This is a genomic window from Nocardioides hankookensis (assembly GCF_042658885.1).
In the GTDB taxonomy this organism is placed as follows: Bacteria; Actinomycetota; Actinomycetes; order Propionibacteriales; family Nocardioidaceae; genus Nocardioides; species Nocardioides hankookensis.
This window is the reverse complement of the sequence record NZ_JBHSRJ010000009.1, coordinates 77,207-94,919: the sequence shown is the minus strand read 5'-3', so window position 1 is coordinate 94,919 and position 17,713 is coordinate 77,207. Positions and strand designations below refer to the sequence as shown.

Here is a 17,713-nt window from a genome sequence, read left to right as displayed (position 1 = left end):
GTGGCACGACATACCGGGGGAGCAATGGAAGCGGAGTACGTCGTACGAGCAGTGTCGCGCCACAAGATGTTGGTGGCGGCGATCATCCTGATGACGTTGGGGGCTGCGGGGGTCGGGCTGTGGCTCGCGCCCAAGACCTACGAAGCCACGGCCGTCATGTCGGTCTCGACCTCGCCGTCGTCGACCGCGCCTCTCGAGGACGTCGACGCGCTGCGGAGCAGCATCGGGGAGCTCGCCAACTCCCAGGACGTCCTCGCCGACGTCGCCTCGCGCCTGACGGAGCCGCGGAGCGCCGACGACCTGCGCCGCTCGATCTCGGGCGACTGGGTGGCGGGCACGATCCTGATCCAGATCGACGCCAGCGACTCCGACCCCGACGTCGCCGCCGAGATCGCGAACACCGTCGCCGACGTGCTGCCGCTCTACGACGTCAGCAACGGCGCCCTGACGTTCACCACCAGCAACCCGGCCCGGCCACCGACGACCTTCTCCAGCCCCAGCATCCTGCTCGGCGCCGGTGTCTCGGTCGTGCTGGCCCTGGTCCTGGCGATCTGCGGGGCGGTGCTGCGGGAGCGGCGTACCGCCGGCCTGGGCGACGCGGCCGAGGTCGAGCACCTGGTCGGCGCCCCGGTGCTCGCCGCCCTGTCCCCGCCGAAGGACCCCACGACCGTGCCCGCGCTCTACCCCGGCACGGCGGCGGCCGACGTCTTCCGTCGGTTGCGGATCGGCCTCGAGGCCGAGGCCAGCTCCGACCCGGTCAGCCTGGTCGTGGTCGCCGACGTCACCGACGGCGACGTGAGCGTCTGGCTCGGCGCCAACCTCGCCGTCTCGCTCGCGAACGTCCACCGGCGGGTGCTGCTGGTCGACGGCCGGGTGGGCGACCAGGAGGGCAGCCCGATCGCGGCGCCCGAGACGATCGGGCTGTACGACGTGCTCACCGGCGCCGACCTCGACGACGCCCTCAGCGCGGGACCCGTCGACAACCTCAGCGTGCTGCCGGCAGGGGAGTGGGGCGGCGAGTCCGCCGAGACCCTCCTCGAGACGCGGTTCGCCGCGGCGATGACGCAGGCGACCGAGCGCTTCGACGTCGTCGTCGTACTGGCGCCCTCGCTCAGCGCCTGCGAGGACGCCCGCATCATGGCGGCCGGCGGCTCGCTCGTCCTCGCGGTGCCTGACAGCGGGGTCAGCCCGCAGGAGATCCGCCGCCACGCCTCGCGGATCCGAGCGGTCGGCGTCCGGCTCCTCGGCGTCGTGCTGGTCGGCAAGCGCGCCGACCGGGTGCCCAGCCGCTCCTGAGCCTGGATCAGGACGAGCGCCAGGAGCGCCAGGCCGATCCCGTCATGTCGGCGAGGTCGCGCTCGGCGGCCCAGCCGAGGTCGGCCCGGATCCGGGTCGGGTCGGCGACCACCACGGCGGGGTCGCCCGGGCGCCGGGCCACGACCTCCGGGTCCGCCTTCCGGCTGGTGGCACGGGCGACCTCGGTGACCACCTCGGAGACCGACGACCCGCGGCCGGTGCCGACGTTGAACTCGCGGTGCGGGGACGAGTCGTAGGCGCTGGAGCCCAGGTGGTCCAGCGCGGCGAGGTGGGCCCGGGCGAGGTCCTGGACGTGCACGTAGTCGCGCACGCAGGTGCCGTCGGGGGTGTCGTAGTCGGCGCCGAAGATCCGGGGCCGACGCCCGGACGTCACGGCGTCCAGGACCATCGGGATCAGGTTGGTGACCCCGGGGTCGCCGAGGTCGGAGGTGGCGGCGCCGGCGACGTTGAAGTAGCGCAGGGCCGACCAGCGCAGGCCCCACGCGTCCTCCGCGGCCCGGCACAACCACTCGCCGACCAGCTTGGTCTGGCCGTAGGGGCTGACCGGGTGGCACGGGTCGTCCTCCCGCACCGGACCCCGGTCGCCCTCCACGTCGCCGTACACGGCAGCGGACGAGGAGAAGACGAGCCGCCCGACGCCGGCCAGCTCCATCGCGGTCAGCACGTGGGCGAGACCGCCGACGTTCTGGGTGTAGTACCAAGCCGGCCGCCGGACCGACTCCGCGACCTGCTTGCGTGCGGCGAGGTGGATGACGGCGTCCACACCGCGCTCCACCATGACCTCGTGCAGCAGCTCGGGCGCCGTCTGGTCGGCGAGGTCCAGGACCACGAGCTCGTCGGGGCGGACGCGGTCCCTGCGTCCGGTCGAGAGGTCGTCGACGACCACGATGGACGAGCGGTCGCGCAGCTCGCGCACGACGTGCGAGCCGATGTAGCCGGCGCCGCCGGTCACCAGGACGGTCACCTCACGCCTCGGGACCTGCGGCGGCGGGGACCGTGGCGCCGCCCCGGGGAAGCGGCGGCCGGGGCGGGCTGGTCATCGCCATCGGACCGAGCGCCATCAGGACGTCGGCCGTGCCCTGGGAGCGGTGGAACTGGCGCAGGGTGAGCCGCGCGACGTCGCGCGCGGAGGCGTTCACGTCGTGGCGGGCCGCGACGTGCTCCCGGGCGACCGCTCCCTCCTGGTCTGCGAGCTCGGGGTCCAGGAGACGCTCCGCGATCCCGTCGGCCAGGGCGTCCACGTCACCGACCCCGACGATGAGGCCGCCGCCGCGCGGCATGCTCTCGGACATCCCCTCGACGTCGGTCGCGACGACGCTGCGCCCGGACGCCATCGCCTCGAGCGGTGCGACGGCCATCCCCTCCCAGTGCGACGGCGCCGCGATGACGTCGGCGGCCGCGAACCAGGTCTGCACGTCGGAACGGACGCCGACCAGCGCGACGTCGTCGAGGTCGGACGTGCGGGCCTCGATCTCGGCACGGTCGGGACCGTCGCCCACCAGCACCAGCTGCGCGTCCGGGACGCGGGTCCGTACGTCGGCCCAGGCCTCGACCAGGTCGACCTGGCCCTTCTGCTCGGTCAGGCGGCCGACGCAGACCACGGTGGGCACGTCCGGCAGGCCCAGCCGGCGCCGGGCCTGGGTGCGGGTGCGGTCGGTGGCCGGCGCGAAGCGGTCGAGGTCGACCCCGTTGGGGCTGACCGTGGTCGCCGTCGCGATGCCGACCGACTCGGCGAGCGTCAGCTCGCTGTGGCTGACGCAGACCAGCTCGGTGGTCCAGCGCTGCGCGAAGCGCTCCCAGGCGGTCACGGCCCGCTTCATCGGGCCCGAGACGGCCTGGAACGACCAGGCGTGCGGCTGGAAGACGGTCGGCACCACGCCGCGCAGCAGGAGTCGGCCCGCCATGCCCGCCTTGGCGCTGTGCAGGTGCACCACGTCGGGCCGGACGTCGTTGACGATGCGGCGCAGCCGCCGGATCTCGCGCACGATCCCGGGTCCGGGGTTGCGGCTGGCCTCCCAGCGGACGACCTGGGCGCCGGCACCCCGGGCGGCGTCGGCCAGCCATCCGGACGACGGGCACGCGACCGTCACGGACCACCCGCGGGCGACCTGGTCCCGGACGTAGCCCATCAGCACGGTGGCGACGCCCTCGGTGGTCGGCATCGAGACGTGCAGCACCCGCGGCCTGCCGGGCGGCGTCGAGACTGTCGGCTCCGCGGGTCGGGCGGCGTCGTCCTCGGTCGGCCGGAGCAGCATCGGGGCACGCGGGTCGGGCTGGTGGCGGACGATCGCCAGCACGGTGCGGCACATGATCTTGAGGTCGGTCCAGAGCGACCAGTTCTCGATGTAGTAGTTGTCGAAGCGCACCCGGGCGTCGATCGAGGTGTCGCCGCGCAGGTCGTGCACCTGGGCCCACCCGGTCAGGCCGGTCTGCACGCGGTGCCGCTCGTCGTACCGCACCGTGGCCCGGGAGAACTCGCGCACGAAGAAGGGCCGTTCGGGTCGCGGTCCGACCAGGCTCATGTCGCCGCGGAGCACGTTGACCAGCTGGGGCAGCTCGTCGAGGCTGGTGCGCCGGAGGAACCGGCCGAACCGACCGAGCCGTTGGTCGTGGTCGATCGACCACTGGGTCGCGCTCTCGGTGGTGTCGTGCGGCTTGAGCGAGCGGAACTTGTAGAGCGTGAAGGGGCGGCCGCCGCGTCCGATGCGGGTCTGGCGGAAGATCACGCCCGGCCCGGTCTCCAGGCGTACGCCGACGGCGCAGACCAGCAGCACCGGTGACAGCAGCACGAGGGCGGTCGCGGAGAGCGTGACGTCGACCGCCCGCTTGAGGAGCATCGTCGGTGGACGCAGGCCCCAGCGCTGCAGGCGCATCACGGCGACGTCGCCGATCACCTCCGTGCGCCGGTGGTGGTCGAGGCCCATCATCTCGAAGAAGCGCGGCACCACGAAGACCTGGTGGTCGGCCTGCACGCACCGACGCACGAGCTCGATCAGGTGGTCGTCCGGGGGATCGGGGAACGCGAACACGACGTCCTCCACCCCCAGGTCGGCCATCGCGCGCTCGAGGGAGTCGGTGCCGCCGAGCAGGGGGACCGGGAGGTCGCGGGAGGTCAGGCCCGGGGAGGTGTCGATGATCCCGACCGGGCGCAGCCCGAGCTCGGGGCGGTGGAGGAACGTGGTGGCGAGGCGCTGGCCGACGGCCCCCGCTCCGACGACGATGACCGCGTGCGAGCTGCGCCCGCTGCGTCGGCGGGTGTGCGCAAGGGCGTACACGCCGGTGCGCAGGACCACCATCAGCACCAGGCTGACCAGGCCGACGACGGCCACCGGTGCGACCGCGGCCGGCGAGGTGAGGGCGGCCAGGGTGAGCGCCGCGACGCCCGCCGCCAGGACCAGCCGGGGCAGGTCCTCGACCACCGACAGCACGAGGCGCGAGCGGTGCAGGTCGGCGCTCCGGCACACGCACAGGGCCGCGAACGCCGCTGCCAGGACCGCGACCGGAGGGGTCGGGCCGAGGACGACGATGCAGGCCAGGACGACGGCGGCCGGGTCGATGACGGTCAGCAAAGGGCGGATGCTGCCCAACGACGGCAGCATGTCGACGAGACGTGAGCGCACGGACCCCCCTGGCGAATTGCGTCACCTTGCCCGTTCCCGGTGGCGGCCCGGCGAAAACGCGGTGTGACCAGGTCGTCTGTCTTGGGAGGATCGGCGCATGGCCACCGTTCTCTCCGTCAACGTCGGGATGCCTCGTGAGGCTGCGTGGGCCGAGATCGGCCGCACCTCCATCGACAAGCACCCGGTGCACGGCCCGGTCGACGTACGTGCGATGGGTCTCGAGGGCGACCAGGTGTCCGACCGGCGGCACCATGGCGGGATCGACCAGGCGGTCTACGCGTTCGCGCGCGAGGACCTGGACTGGTGGGCGGGCGAGCTGGGTGTCGCGATCCTGGACGGGCAGTTCGGCGAGAACCTCACGACCAGTGGCATCGACGTCAACGAGGCCGAGATCGGCGAGCGGTGGCAGGTCGGCGACGTGCTCCTCGAGGTGCGCTCGATCCGGACACCGTGCAACGACTTCAAGAGCTGGATGGGTCGCTCGGGCTACGACAACACGGCGTGGGTGAAGCGCTTCGCGCAGGTCGGCCGGCCGGGTCCCTACCTGAAGGTGCTCGCCGAGGGGACGATCCGCGCGGGTGACGAGATCTCGGTCGTCCACGTGCCCGGCCACGGCGTCACGGTGTCGACGATGTTCCGCGCGCTGACCCTCGAGCCGGCGCTGCTGCCGCGCCTGCTCGACGTACCGGACCTGCTGCCGAAGGCCCGGGCGAAGGCCGAGCGGTACGTCGCGGGCGAGCGACACTGAAGTGAGGGTTGCCTACCCGCCAGTTGCACAAGTGATCTAGGTTACTTCGCAACCATGTACCTCTCGGCCGTACCGCAGGAGTGAGATGACCGCCCAGGCCAGTCCCAGTCCCTCCGTCGACGCCAGCTTCGTCGACCACATGACCCAGAACGTCGCGGTGCAGTTCCTGGACCGCGTCGCGGCGTCCGCCGACCACGAGGCCTACCGCTTCCCCCGGGGCGAGGGCTGGGAGTCGGTGACGTGGCGCCAGGCGGGTGACCTCGTCGAGCGCCTCGCCGCCGGCCTGCTGTCGCTCGGGATCCAGTCCGAGCAGCGCGTCGGCATCGCCTCCGCGACCCGCTACGAGTGGATCCTGGCCGACCTCGCGGTGATGTGCGCCGCCGGTGCGACCACCACGGTCTACCCGACGACGAACGCCGAGGACACGACGTACATCCTCTCCGACGCGGAGTGCCGCGTCGTCTTCGCCGAGGACGACGACCAGATCGCCAAGCTCACCGCCAACAAGGCCGAGCTGCCGCACGTCAGCAAGGTCGTGACGTTCACCGGCAAGACCGACGGCGACTGGGTCATCGGTCTCGACGACCTCGCCAAGCTCGGCGACGCCTACCTCGCCGAGCACCCGGGCGTGATCGAGGAGACCGCGAAGTCGATCGCCCCCGACCAGCTCGCGACGCTGATCTACACGTCCGGCACCACCGGCCGCCCCAAGGGCGTGCGGCTGCTGCACAAGTCGTGGGTCTACGAGGGCACCGCGATCCAGGTGCAGGACATCCTCGACGAGAGCGACCTGCAGTTCCTGTGGCTGCCGATGGCGCACTCGTTCGGCAAGGTGCTGCTCTCAGCGCAGCTCGCGTGCGGGTTCGCGACCGCGATCGACGGCCGCGTCGACAAGATCGTCGAGAACCTCGGCATCGTGAAGCCGACGTTCATGGGTGCCGCTCCGCGCATCTTCGAGAAGGCCTACGGCCGGATCGTGACCATGCAGGCCGCCGAGGGCGGTGCGAAGGAGAAGATCTTCAAGAAGGCCTTCGAGGTCGGCCTGAAGGTCGACGAGCTCAAGCGGCAGGGCAAGTCCGTGCCGTTCCTGCTCAACCTCCAGCACGGCCTCTTCGACAAGCTCGTCTTCAGCAAGGTCCGCGAGCGGTTCGGCGGACGGGTCCGCTTCTTCATCTCCGGCTCGGCCGCGCTGAACCCGGAGATCGGCGCGTGGTTCCACGCCGCGGGCATCCTGATCCTCGAGGGCTACGGCATGACCGAGAACGCCGCCGGCGCCACGGTCAACCACCCCGACGACTACAAGATGGGCACCGTCGGGCCGGCGCTGCCGGGCGCCGAGGTGAAGATCGGCGAGAACGACGAGGTCATGCTGCGCGGGCCGCACATCATGGCCGGCTACCACAACCTCCCCGAGGAGACGGCGAAGACGCTCACCGAGGACGGCTGGCTGCACACCGGCGACAAGGGCAGCCTCGACGCCGACGGCTTCCTCACCATCACCGGCCGGATCAAGGAGCTCTTCAAGACCTCCGGCGGCAAGTACGTCGCCCCGCCGGCGATCGAGTCGAAGTTCAAGGCGATCTGCCCCTACGTCAGCCAGTTCCTGGTGTTCGGCAGCGAGCGCAACTTCGTGAGCGCGCTGATCACCCTCGACCCGGACGCGATGGCGGGCTGGGCGGAGGAGAACGGCCAGGCGGGCGCGTCGTACACCGACGTCGTGAAGTCCGACGCCGTGCACACGATGATCGGTGCCTACGTCGACGAGCTGAACACCAAGCTCAACCGCTGGGAGACCATCAAGAAGTGGGAGATCCTCGACCACGACCTGACCATCGAGTCCGGCGAGCTCACCCCCTCCATGAAGGTCAAGCGCAACGTCGTCGAGGACAACAACAAGTCGCTGATCGAGTCCTTCTACTCCTGATTGACTCGTTCGAACACATGTTCGATGATGGGGTGTGGCCAGCACCCCTGATCTGATCGCCGACCTCCGGACCCGGATGGCTCGGCTGGAGGACGGCACGCCGTCCGCGATGCCGTTGGCGACGCACCCGGCGCTGGCGGGGCTGGTGCAGCTGCGGGCGGGGGCCAGCTACTCCGTCGACAGCGCGACGCTGGCGCTGGCGCTGCTGGCCGGTCCGTCCCGCGCGGGCAGCTGGTGCGCGGCCGTGGGCGTCCCCGACTTCGGGGCGGAGGCGGCCGTCGCGCTGGGGGTCGACCTCGACCGGATCGTGCTGGTGCCCGACCCGGGGGAGCAGTGGCTCGAGGTCGCGGCCGCCCTGGTCGACGTCGCCACGGTGGTGCTGGTCCGGCCCGGTGGCCGGGTCACCCCGTCGGCGGCGGAGAAGCTCTCGGCCAGGCTCCGCAAGCGCGGCGCCGCCCTCGTCTGCTGGGGCGAGTGGCCGCGCTGCGAGGTGCGGCTCACCGCGAGCGAGCCCGCCTGGGCGGGGGTCGGCCAGGGCCACGGCCACCTCCGGTCGCGGCGGCTGCTGGTCGAGGCCCGCAGGGGTACGGCGCCGCCGCGTCGCGGTGCGCTGTGGTTCCCGGCCGAGGACCAGTCCTGGGTCAGTGAGCACCGCCCCGTCGAGCCCGCCTCGGTCGTCACCCCGGTGGAGGGTGTCGCGTGAGGGTCATGGTCGTCTGGTGCCCGGACTGGCCGGTGGTCGCCGCGCTGGCCGACGAGGGGCTGCCCACCCACCTGCCGGCGGCGGTCTTCCACGCCAACATCGTGCAGGCCGGCAACACCGCCGCGCGCACCCTCGGCGTACGACGGGGGATGCGGCGCCGGGACGCGCAGTCGCGCTGCCCCGAGCTGAAGGTCTACGCCGCGACGCCGGAGCGTGACGCCCGGACCTTCGAGACGGTGCTGAGCGCGGTGGAGGAGCAGCACCCGGGCGTCGCGCCGCTGCGTCCCGGCCTCGCCGCGCTGCGGGCGCCGCGGCGGGCCCGCGGCGGTGAGCCGGCCACCGCGGCGCTGCTCGCCGAGCGCCTCGTCGAGCTCGGCGTCTGGGACAGCCGGGTCGGGGTCGCCGACGAGCTCTTCACCGCCGAGCAGGCGGCCCGGCTCGCCAGCGAGCAGGACTGCCACGTCGTCGCGCCCGGGGAGTCGGTGCCGTTCCTGCGCGAGCTGCCGGTGGAGGCGATCGACGACGCCGACGCGATCAGCCTGCTGAAGCGGCTGGGGCTGCGCACCCTGGGCGAGCTCGCCGACCTGCCGGCCGCCGCCGTGCGCGACCGGTTCGGGCCGAAGATCTCCTGGGTGCACCGCGTCGTGGGCGGCGCCGGCGCCGTGCCGCTCACCACCCGCACCCCGCCACCCGAGCTGGCCCGCCACGTCGACTTCGAGCCGCCGCTCGACAACGCCGAGACGATCAGCTTCAGCGTCCGCCAGACCGCCGACGCCGTGGTCGCCGGCCTGGCCGCCCAGCAGCTGGTCTGCACCGAGGTGCGGATCGAGGCGTTCGTCGAGGGCTCGTCGTACGACGACCCGGCGTCCTCGCGTGAGTGGCTGCACCCGCGCTGGTTCACCGCGGCCGACCTGGTCGACCGGCTGCACTGGCAGCTGACCGGGAGCTTCCGGGCCGGTGAGGTGCGCGCGCCGGTCAGCCGGATCCTCTTCACGCCGGTGACCGTGGTGCCCGACGCGGTGCACGCCGACGGGCTCTGGGGCGGCACCGACGAGCGCGTGCAGCGCGGCATCGCCCGGGTGCAGGGCATGCTCGGCCACGAGGCGGTCGTCGTACCCGTCCTCCAAGGCGGCCGCGCACCCGCCGACCGGCAGGCGCTGGTGCCGTGGGGTGAGCGCCCGACCGGGCTGCGGCCCGCCAGCCACCCGTGGCCCGGCAGCATCCCGCCGCCGGCGCCCGCGCGGGTCTTCGCCAGCCCGTGGCCGGCCGAGGTCGCCGGCGCCGGTGGTCGCCCGGTCGCCGTCGACGCACGGGGGGCGGTGCTCGGCGAGCCGACCCGCTTCCGTCCCGAGCCGCGCGGGGAGTGGCTCCCCGTCGCCGCCTGGGCGGGTCCGTGGCCGGTCGAGGAGCTGTGGTGGGAGTCCGGGGGCAGGCGGGTCGCGCGCTTCCAGGTGGTCGGCGTCGACGGCCGGGCGTGGCTGATGACCTGGGAGGCGCCTGGGTCCTGGTGGACCGAAGCAGCGTACGACTGATGGGCGACTGACATGGGATGGAGCAACCCGAGCATCTCCTGGGGCGAGCTGGAGAAGCGGCTCTCCGGCCGCGTCGTCACACCCCAGGACCCCGAGGCGCCGATCTCCCAGCGCAAGCGCAAGCGCGAGAAGGTCGAGGTGGAGCGGCCGACCGGCCCGGTCACGCCGTACGCCGAGCTGCACTGCCACTCCAACTTCAGCTTCCTCGACGGCGCCAGCGGCCCGGACAAGCTGGTGCTCGAGGCGATCCGGCTCGGCCTGCACGCGCTGGCGATCACCGACCACGACGGGTTCTACGGCGCGCCCCTGTTTGCGGAGACGGCGCAGCTGCACGGCGACGACCTCCGCACGATCTACGGCTCCGAGCTCTCGCTGGGGCTCGGCGGCCCGCAGAACGGCGTCGCCGACCCGGAGGGCAGCCACCTGCTCGTGCTGGCGCGTGGCGTGGAGGGCTACCACCGGCTGGCCGGTGCGATCACCGACGCCCAGCTGCGTGGTGACGAGAAGGGCCGGCCGCTCTACGACGAGCGCGAGCTCGCCGAGCGTGCGGAGGGGCACTGGCTGGTGCTCACCGGTTGTCGCAAGGGCGCGGTCCGCCAGGGCCTGGCTCGCGGACCGTCGTACGCCGCCGCGGAGCTGGACCGGCTGGTCGGGCTCTTCGGTCGGGAGCACGTCGTGGTCGAGCTGACCGACCGCGGATACCCGGCCGACAGCCACGCCAACGACCTGCTCGCCGCGATCGCCGCCGAGCGCGGGCTGCCCACGGTCGCCACCAACAACGCCCACCACGCCAGTCCCGACGGGCACCGGCTGGCCGGGGCGATGGCCGCGGTCCGGGCCCGGCGCAGCCTGGCCGAGATGGACGGCTGGCTGCCGGCCGCGGGTGCCGCGAGCCTGCGCTCGGGGGTGGAGATGGCGCGACGGTTCGCCCGCTACCCGGGCGCGGTGGCGCGCACCGTCACGATCGCCGACGAGCTCGCCTTCGACCTCCAGAAGGCCACCCCGCGACTGCCCAAGGACGGCATCCCCGACGGGCACACGCCGATGACCTGGCTGCGCGAGCTGACCGAGCGCGGCTTCGCCCGGCGCTACGCCGGGACCGAGCTCGAGGCGGAGGCGCGGGAGAAGGTCGAGCACGAGCTGACGGTCATCGACCAGAAGGACTTCGCCGGCTACTTCGTGATCGTCCACGACATCGTCGCCTTCGCGCGGGGGGAGCGGATCCTGTGCCAGGGCAGGGGATCCGCGGCCAGCTCGGCGGTCTGCTACGCCCTCGGCATCACCGCGATCGACCCGGTCTTCTACCGGCTGCCCTTCGAGCGGTTCATCTCCGAGCACCGCGACGAGGAGCCCGACATCGACGTCGACTTCGACTCCGACCGGCGCGAGGAGGTGATCCAGTGGGTCTACGACAAGTACGGCCGCCACAACGCCGCCCAGGTCGCCAACGTGGTCGGCTACCGACCCAAGATGGCGGTCCGCGACGCGGCCAAGGCGCTCGGTCACTCACCCGGCCAGCAGGACGCCTGGTCCAAGCAGATCACCAGCTGGACGGCGGTCGCGTCGGACGGCGAGCACGGCGTACCGGCTCCGGTCGTCGAGCTCGCCAACCAGTTCCTCGGGGCGCCGCGCCACCTCGGCATCCACTCCGGCGGGATGGTGCTCACCGAGCGCCCGATCGGTGAGGTGGTGCCGATCGAGCGCGCCCGGATGGAGAAGCGCACCGTGCTCCAGTGGGACAAGGACGCCTGCGAGTTCATGGGCCTGGTGAAGTTCGACCTGCTCGGCCTCGGCATGCTCGGCGCGCTCGACCACATGATGCGGATCGTCGAGGAGCACCTGGGGGAGCGCTGGGAGCTCGAGACGATCCCCAAGGAGGAGCCGGCCGTCTACGACATGCTCTGCCGGGCCGACTCGATCGGTGTCTTCCAGGTCGAGAGCCGCGCCCAGATCGGCACCCTGCCGCGGCTCCAGCCGCGCACCTTCTACGACCTCGCGATCGAGATCGCGCTGATCCGGCCGGGTCCGATCCAGGGCGGTGCGGTGCACCCCTACGTACGCCGCGCGACCGGCCGCGAGGAGGTCACCTACGCCCACCCGTCGCTGGTCCCGGTCCTCGAGCGCACCCTCGGCGTACCCCTCTTCCAGGAGCAGCTGATGGACATGGCGCGCACCCTCGGCGACTGCACCCGTGACGAGGCCGACCTGCTGCGCCGGGCGATGGGCTCCAAGCGCGGGGTCGAGCGGATCGAGTCGATCAAGGAGAAGCTCTACACGGGGATGGCCGACAAGGGTCTGGTCGGCGCCGAGGCCGACGCGATCTACCTGAAGATCCTGTCGTTCGCGAACTTCGGGTTCGCCGAGAGCCACGCGCTCTCCTTCGCCAAGCTCGTCTACGCCAGCTCGTGGTGCAAGCTCCACTACCCGGGCGCGTTCCTCGCGGCGCTGCTGCGCAACCAGCCGATGGGGTTCTACTCGCCGCAGTCGCTGGTCCACGACGCCCGGCGCCACGGTGTCGAGGTGCTCCGTCCCGACCTGGTCCGCTCGGGGGCGCTGGCCGACCTCGAGGGCGCGGGAGGCCCCACCGGCCTCGACTCCTGCCGCCACGACGGCGAACGCACCGAGTGGGTGCCGGGCACCCCCGACCCGACGCCCGCGCACCGCCGCGACACGGCGTACGCCGTCCGGCTCGGCCTCGACTCGGTGCGCGGGATCGGTGCAACGGTGGCCGAGCGGATCGTGGCAGCGCGCGCGGAGCGGCCGTTCACCGACCAGGTCGACCTGTCCCGGCGGGCCGGTCTCGACGCGCGGCAGCTGGAGGCGCTGGCCACGGCGGGCGTGTTCGACGACGCGTTCCAGGTGTCGCGACGGCAGGCCCTGTGGAACGCCGGCTGGACCGAGGGCGAGGAGCACCTCGAGGGCATCCGGGTCACCACGGCAGCGCCGATGCTGCCCGACATGGACGTCGTGGAGACCACGATGGCCGACCTGTGGGCGACCGGGATCACCCCCGACGTGCACCCGGTCGGGCTGCTGCGCGAGGTCCTGCGCGCGGCCGGGATCAGGTCGGTGGCCGACACCGCGACCGCCGAGGCGGGGCGCCGCGTGCACGTCGCAGGTCTGGTGACCCACCGCCAGCGGCCGGGTACGGCGGGGGGCGTCACCTTCCTCAACCTCGAGGACGAGACCGGGATGCTCAACGTGATCTGCACGGTCGGCGTGTGGCGGCGCTACCGGTCGGTGGCGACGAGCTCGGCCGGCATGGTGATCCGCGGGATCCTCGAGCGCCAGGACGGCGTCACCAACCTGGTGGCCGACCGGCTCGCGCCGCTCGAGGAGGTGCACCCGTCCGCCGGTCGCGCCCTCCGGTCCCGGCACCGGTCGCGTGACTTCCACTGACGGGGCATCCGTGACGCACAGCGACCGCACAGGTTCGGACGCTGTGATGGGCGCATGCACGAAGACCTCGAAGACCACGACCTCGGCCTCTCCCACGACCTGCCCCAGATCCTGGATCGTCAGGCAGAGCGCAGCAAGCGGATGGGACGGCGCGGGATGCTCGCGGTCTTCGGTGCGGCCGGTGTGGCCGCGATCGCCGTGAGCTGCGGGACGGACACCCCCTCGACGACGTCCTCCAGCTCGACCACCGACGGCGCCCCGCCCGCCGGTGGACCGCCGGGGGGAGGGGCCGGGTCTGGAGCGATCGGGGGTGACTCCTCGGTCGAGGTCGCCGACGGGGAGATCCCCGAGGAGACCGCCGGCCCCTACCCCGGTGACGGCTCCAACGGGGTCAACGTCCTCACCGAGTCCGGCATCGTGCGCAGCGACCTGACGACGTCGTTCGGCGACGCGTCCGGGGTCGCCGAGGGCGTCCCGGTGACGGTGAGGCTGAAGGTCTACGACCTCAACGGCGAGGACGTCGCCGCCCTGTCCGGTGCCGCGGTCTACCTGTGGCACTGCGACCGCGACGGCAACTACTCGATGTACTCCGAGGCTGTCGCCGACGAGAACTACCTGCGCGGCGTCCAGGAGACCGACGCCCAGGGCCGCGTCGAGTTCACGACGATCTTCCCCGCCTGCTACTCCGGTCGCTGGCCGCACATGCACTTCGAGGTCTACGAGTCGCTCGACGACGCCACGTCGTACACCAACAAGCTGCGCACCTCCCAGCTCGCGCTCCCCGAGGACGTCTGCAACGACGTCTTCGCCACGGAGGGCTACGAGCAGTCGGTCACCAACCTGGCCCAGATCAGCCTGGACAGCGACGGCATCTTCTCCGACGGCTACTCCCTGCAGATGGCCACCGTCACCGGCTCCGTCGACGACGGCTACTCGGTCTCCCTCAACATCCCCGTCTGACCCGGGTGGGAGGATGGGCGCATGCCGTCCGTCCTGCCCGTGGGTGATCCGGTGCCTGAGGACGGGTCGCTGCCGGAGACGGCGCTGGCGGGGCTGGGGCGCCGGCCGTTCGGGTTCTACGTGCACGTGCCGTTCTGCACGGTGCGCTGCGGCTACTGCGACTTCAACACCTACACCGCCGACGAGCTCGGCCCGGCCGGTGGCGCGCCCGGCGCGAGCCGGACGACGTACGCCGAGGCGGCGATCGCGGAGGTACGCCGGGCGCGCGTGGCGCTGGGCGACGTCGACCTGCCGGTCAGCACCGTCTTCTTCGGCGGGGGTACGCCGACCCTGCTCAGCCCGGCCGACCTGGGCAGCATCGTCGCGGCCATCGCCGCGGAGTTCGGGCTCGCCGAGGACGCCGAGGTGACGACCGAGTCCAACCCCGACAGCGTCGCGCTGTGGGACCTGGAGGAGCTGCGCGGGGCGGGGTTCAACCGGATCTCGTTCGGCATGCAGTCCGCGGTCGACCACGTGCTCAAGGTCCTCGACCGCACCCACGACCCGCTGCGGGTCCCGGCCGTCGTGGACTGGGCGCGGCAGGCCGGCTTCGAGCAGGTCAGCCTCGACCTCATCTACGGCACGCCGGGGGAGTCGCTGGCCGACTGGGAGACCAGTGTCGAGGCGGCGCTCGCGTGCCGGCCCGACCACGTCTCGGCCTACTCCCTCATCGTCGAGGACGGCACCGCGCTGGCCCGCCAGATCCGGCGCGGCGAGGTGGCGATGCCGGACGACGACGACCTGGCGGACAAGTACCTGCTCGTCGACGAGCGGCTGACTGCCGCCGGGCTGGGGTGGTACGAGGTCTCCAACTGGGCCAAGGACGAGGCGAGCCGCTGTCGCCACAACCTCCTCTACTGGACCGGCGGCGACTGGTGGGGCGTCGGACCCGGCGCGCACTCCCACGTCGGCGGCGTGCGGTGGTGGAACGTCAAGCACCCCGCGGCGTACGCCGAGCGCATCGCCAGCGGCGTCACGCCCGCACACGCGCGGGAGGTCCTCGACGACGAGAGCCGTCGCGTCGAGCGGGTGCTCCTCGAGCTCCGGCTCCGGGACGGGTTGCCGGTGAGCGTCCTCGACGCGACCGGCCGGGGCGAGGTCGCCCGCCTCGTCGACGAGGGTCTGCTGACGCGGCACGCGGAACGACTGGTCCCCACGCAGCGCGGCCGGCTGCTCGCGGACGGGCTGGTGCGGGACCTACTCCCGTAGGCCGCCAGCACCTAGGGTGTCGCCATGAGCCAAGGCCCCGAGGAACCGGACGTCCCGCCGCCGTACGGCGCGCCCACCCCGCCGCCTGCCGGAGAGCCGACGCCGCCGCCGTACGGCCAGGCACCTCCGCCGCCGCAGCCGGGCTACCCGCAGCAGGGCTACCCCCAGCAGGGCTACCCGCAGCCCGGCTACCCGGCCGGGCCCTACGGCGCGAGCCCGCAGGCGCCGTACGGCATCCACCCGCCGACCGGCCTGCCGTTCTCGGACAAGTCCAAGCTGGTCGCCGGCCTGCTCCAGATCTTCCTGCCGTTCGGCATCGGCCGGTTCTACCTCGGCGACACCAAGACCGGCGTCTGGCAGCTGGTCGTCGCCGTGCTGACCTGCGGCATCGGCAGCCTGTGGTCGTTCATCGACGGCATCATCATCCTGGCCACGGACAGCAAGGACCCGAACGGACTGCCGCTCCGCACGACGTAGCACCTTCTGTCAGCACGCAGACAGAACGACGACCTCCGTCGGCTCCACGATGGGCGCGACGCTCCCACCGGGGGACGCGCCGGAGCCACGGAGGTCGGTCATGTCGGGTCGGGGTGGAGCGTTCGCGCGGGTGCTGAGCAACCCGTCCGTACGTCGGATGCAGCTGGCCTTCTTCGGGTCGGCGATCGGGGACTGGGCTTTCGGGACCGCCGTCATCGTCTGGGCGTACGCCGTGGGAGGCGCGTCCGGGGTGGGCGCCTACGCCGCACTGCGGTTCCTCGTCGGAGCCGTGGCCGGCCCGCTGGGCGCCGCGGTCGCGGACCGGGTCTCGCGCAAGCACTACATGATGGCGGTCGACGCCATCCGCGCCGTGGTGGTCGCGCTGTCCGCCGTGCTGGTCGGCATGGGCGGGCCGCCGGCCCTCGTGTTCGGGCTGGCCCTGCTCGCGGTCGCCGTCGGGGCGTCGTTCCGCTCGGCGCAGGCCGGACTGGTGCCGCGCCTGGTCGACGACCCGGCCGAGCTCACGGCGGCGAACGCCGTCACCTCCAACCTCGAGACCGTCGCCATGTTCGCCGGCCCGGCCCTCGGCGCGCTGCTGGTCGTCGGCCTCGACGTGCAGGCGGTCTTCTGGCTCAACGCGCTGACCTTCGTGTGGTCGCTCGCCCTGGTCGCCGGGATCCGGGTGCCGGTGCAGGAGGCGCCCGAGACGCCCGACCCGACGGACGGGGACGAGCACGCGGACGAGCACGCAGACGGGTTCGTCCGTGACGTCACCGCCGGGTTCGCCCAGCTGGGCCGCGACCGCGACCTCGGTGCCGTCGCGCTGCTCGCCGGGGCCCAGGGCGTGACCTGGGGTGCGCTCACGGTCTTCCTGGTGATGGTGTCGGTGACCATGCTCGACGCGGGCGCGGCCGGCGTCGGCTACCTCAACTCGGTGATGGGTGTCGGCACCGTCGTCGGCGGTCTCGTGGTGCTGACCCGCGTCGGTCGCGGCCGGCTGGGGCAGGACATGGCGGTCGGGGTCCTGGGCTGGGCGCTGCCCCTGCTCGCGATGGCGCTCTTCCCGAGTCCGGCGACCGCGCTCGCCGCGCTCGCCGTGATCGGGTTGTCGGACCCGTGGGTGAACCTCGGTCTCGACACCATCCCGCAGCGGATCGCCCCGGAGCAGATGATCTCCCGGGTGTTCGCGGCCGTGGACAGCTCGCTGATCGGCGCGATGTCGCTCGGCGCGGCGCTGGCCCCGGTGCTCGTCTCCCTGCTCGGCCTGCGTGGCGCGATGGGCTCCCTGGGGGTCCTGGTGTCGGCGGTGGTCCTGCTGACCCTGCCGCGGATGCGCCGGCTCGACGCCCGGCTCACGGCACCCGAGCACCTCGACCTGCTGCGCTCCATCGACATCTTCGAGCCGCTGCCCGCGGCGACGGCCGAGTCGCTGGCCGGCAGCCTCCGCCCCGCGTCGTACGCCGCTGGCGAGGTCGTCCTCGAGGAGGGGGAGACCTCCGACGACTTCTACGTCCTGGTGTCGGGGTCGGTCGAGGTGAGCCAGGGCGGCCGGCTGCTGCGCACCGAGCGGCGCGGCGACTACTTCGGTGAGATCGCCCTCCTGCGCGACGTTCCCCGCACCGCCACGGTCACGGCGGTCACGTCCGTCCGGGTCCTGGTGCTCGCCCGCGCCGACTTCCTCGCCGCGGTGACCGGCACCCGGGACTCCGGACGGGCGCTCGACGCCGTGGTCGCCGATCGGCTCGGGGCGTGACCGACGTGCGGAAACCGGCCTCGGAGGGTCCC

At 72.8% G+C, this 17,713-nt stretch carries 12 protein-coding genes; 10 read left to right on the top strand and 2 right to left on the bottom strand.

Annotation, left to right across the window (positions count from 1 at the left end; genetic code table 11):
- Nucleotides 1-24 precede the first annotated feature (24 nt).
- The gene (locus ACFPYL_RS19875; RefSeq protein WP_379158416.1) at nucleotides 25-1,296 is read left to right on the top strand and encodes a Wzz/FepE/Etk N-terminal domain-containing protein; all 1,272 of its coding nucleotides are present in this window, start codon (nucleotides 25-27) and stop codon (nucleotides 1,294-1,296) included.
- 7 nt (nucleotides 1,297-1,303) lie between these two features.
- Here the strand turns inward: ACFPYL_RS19875 and galE are convergent, their stop codons facing one another.
- The gene (gene galE, locus ACFPYL_RS19870) at nucleotides 1,304-2,281 is read right to left on the bottom strand and encodes a UDP-glucose 4-epimerase GalE (RefSeq protein WP_379158413.1); all 978 of its coding nucleotides are present in this window, start codon (nucleotides 2,279-2,281) and stop codon (nucleotides 1,304-1,306) included.
- 1 nt (nucleotide 2,282) lies between these two features.
- Entirely contained in the window at nucleotides 2,283-4,937 is a 2,655-nt protein-coding gene (locus tag ACFPYL_RS19865) for an exopolysaccharide biosynthesis polyprenyl glycosylphosphotransferase (RefSeq protein WP_379158410.1), read from the bottom strand.
- A 97-nt stretch (nucleotides 4,938-5,034) separates the two neighbouring features.
- On the opposite strand from ACFPYL_RS19865, the gene ACFPYL_RS19860 reads away from it, so the two are divergent.
- From ACFPYL_RS19860 to ACFPYL_RS19820, 9 genes are all read left to right on the top strand, one after another.
- Nucleotides 5,035-5,685 (top strand): MOSC domain-containing protein, encoded by a 651-nt coding sequence (locus ACFPYL_RS19860; RefSeq protein WP_379158407.1) that lies wholly within the window; start codon nucleotides 5,035-5,037, stop codon nucleotides 5,683-5,685.
- A gap of 85 nt (nucleotides 5,686-5,770) precedes the next feature.
- Nucleotides 5,771-7,609 (top strand): AMP-dependent synthetase/ligase, encoded by a 1,839-nt coding sequence (locus ACFPYL_RS19855; protein ID WP_379158404.1) that lies wholly within the window; start codon nucleotides 5,771-5,773, stop codon nucleotides 7,607-7,609.
- A gap of 34 nt (nucleotides 7,610-7,643) precedes the next feature.
- Nucleotides 7,644-8,312 carry a hypothetical protein gene (locus ACFPYL_RS19850; RefSeq protein ID WP_379158401.1) on the top strand — a complete coding sequence of 223 codons (669 nt, stop codon included), beginning with the start codon at nucleotides 7,644-7,646 and terminating at the stop codon, nucleotides 8,310-8,312.
- Between the two features lie 5 nt (nucleotides 8,313-8,317).
- Nucleotides 8,318-9,844, top strand: a complete 1,527-nt coding sequence (locus ACFPYL_RS19845; protein WP_379160855.1) for a Y-family DNA polymerase — start codon at nucleotides 8,318-8,320, stop codon at nucleotides 9,842-9,844.
- Nucleotides 9,845-9,856: 12 nt separating this feature from the next.
- Nucleotides 9,857-13,243, top strand: coding sequence for an error-prone DNA polymerase (locus ACFPYL_RS19840; protein ID WP_379158398.1), 3,387 nt, complete (start codon nucleotides 9,857-9,859; stop codon nucleotides 13,241-13,243).
- Nucleotides 13,244-13,297: 54 nt separating this feature from the next.
- Nucleotides 13,298-14,203 (top strand): intradiol ring-cleavage dioxygenase, encoded by a 906-nt coding sequence (locus tag ACFPYL_RS19835; protein ID WP_379158396.1) that lies wholly within the window; start codon nucleotides 13,298-13,300, stop codon nucleotides 14,201-14,203.
- Nucleotides 14,204-14,224: 21 nt separating this feature from the next.
- The gene (gene hemW, locus ACFPYL_RS19830; RefSeq protein WP_379158393.1) at nucleotides 14,225-15,451 is read left to right on the top strand and encodes a radical SAM family heme chaperone HemW; all 1,227 of its coding nucleotides are present in this window, start codon (nucleotides 14,225-14,227) and stop codon (nucleotides 15,449-15,451) included.
- A 24-nt stretch (nucleotides 15,452-15,475) separates the two neighbouring features.
- The gene (locus ACFPYL_RS19825; protein WP_379158390.1) at nucleotides 15,476-15,928 is read left to right on the top strand and encodes a TM2 domain-containing protein; all 453 of its coding nucleotides are present in this window, start codon (nucleotides 15,476-15,478) and stop codon (nucleotides 15,926-15,928) included.
- A 100-nt stretch (nucleotides 15,929-16,028) separates the two neighbouring features.
- The gene (locus ACFPYL_RS19820) at nucleotides 16,029-17,681 is read left to right on the top strand and encodes an MFS transporter (RefSeq protein ID WP_379158387.1); all 1,653 of its coding nucleotides are present in this window, start codon (nucleotides 16,029-16,031) and stop codon (nucleotides 17,679-17,681) included.
- The last annotated feature ends 32 nt before the right edge of the window (nucleotides 17,682-17,713 follow it).

What these genes read in the sequence shown, in the direction of transcription:
- ACFPYL_RS19875 (WP_379158416.1), top strand. Translation starts at nt 25, where the DNA reads ATGGAAGCGGAGTACGTCGTACGAGCAGTGTCGCGCCACAAGATGTTG.
- ACFPYL_RS19860 (WP_379158407.1), top strand. Translation starts at nt 5,035, where the DNA reads ATGGCCACCGTTCTCTCCGTCAACGTCGGGATGCCTCGTGAGGCTGCG.
- ACFPYL_RS19855 (WP_379158404.1), top strand. Translation starts at nt 5,771, where the DNA reads ATGACCGCCCAGGCCAGTCCCAGTCCCTCCGTCGACGCCAGCTTCGTC.
- ACFPYL_RS19845 (WP_379160855.1), top strand. Translation starts at nt 8,318, where the DNA reads ATGGTCGTCTGGTGCCCGGACTGGCCGGTGGTCGCCGCGCTGGCCGAC.
- ACFPYL_RS19840 (WP_379158398.1), top strand. Translation starts at nt 9,857, where the DNA reads ATGGGATGGAGCAACCCGAGCATCTCCTGGGGCGAGCTGGAGAAGCGG.
- ACFPYL_RS19835 (WP_379158396.1), top strand. Translation starts at nt 13,298, where the DNA reads ATGCACGAAGACCTCGAAGACCACGACCTCGGCCTCTCCCACGACCTG.
- hemW (WP_379158393.1), top strand. Translation starts at nt 14,225, where the DNA reads ATGCCGTCCGTCCTGCCCGTGGGTGATCCGGTGCCTGAGGACGGGTCG.
- ACFPYL_RS19825 (WP_379158390.1), top strand. Translation starts at nt 15,476, where the DNA reads ATGAGCCAAGGCCCCGAGGAACCGGACGTCCCGCCGCCGTACGGCGCG.
- ACFPYL_RS19820 (WP_379158387.1), top strand. Translation starts at nt 16,029, where the DNA reads ATGTCGGGTCGGGGTGGAGCGTTCGCGCGGGTGCTGAGCAACCCGTCC.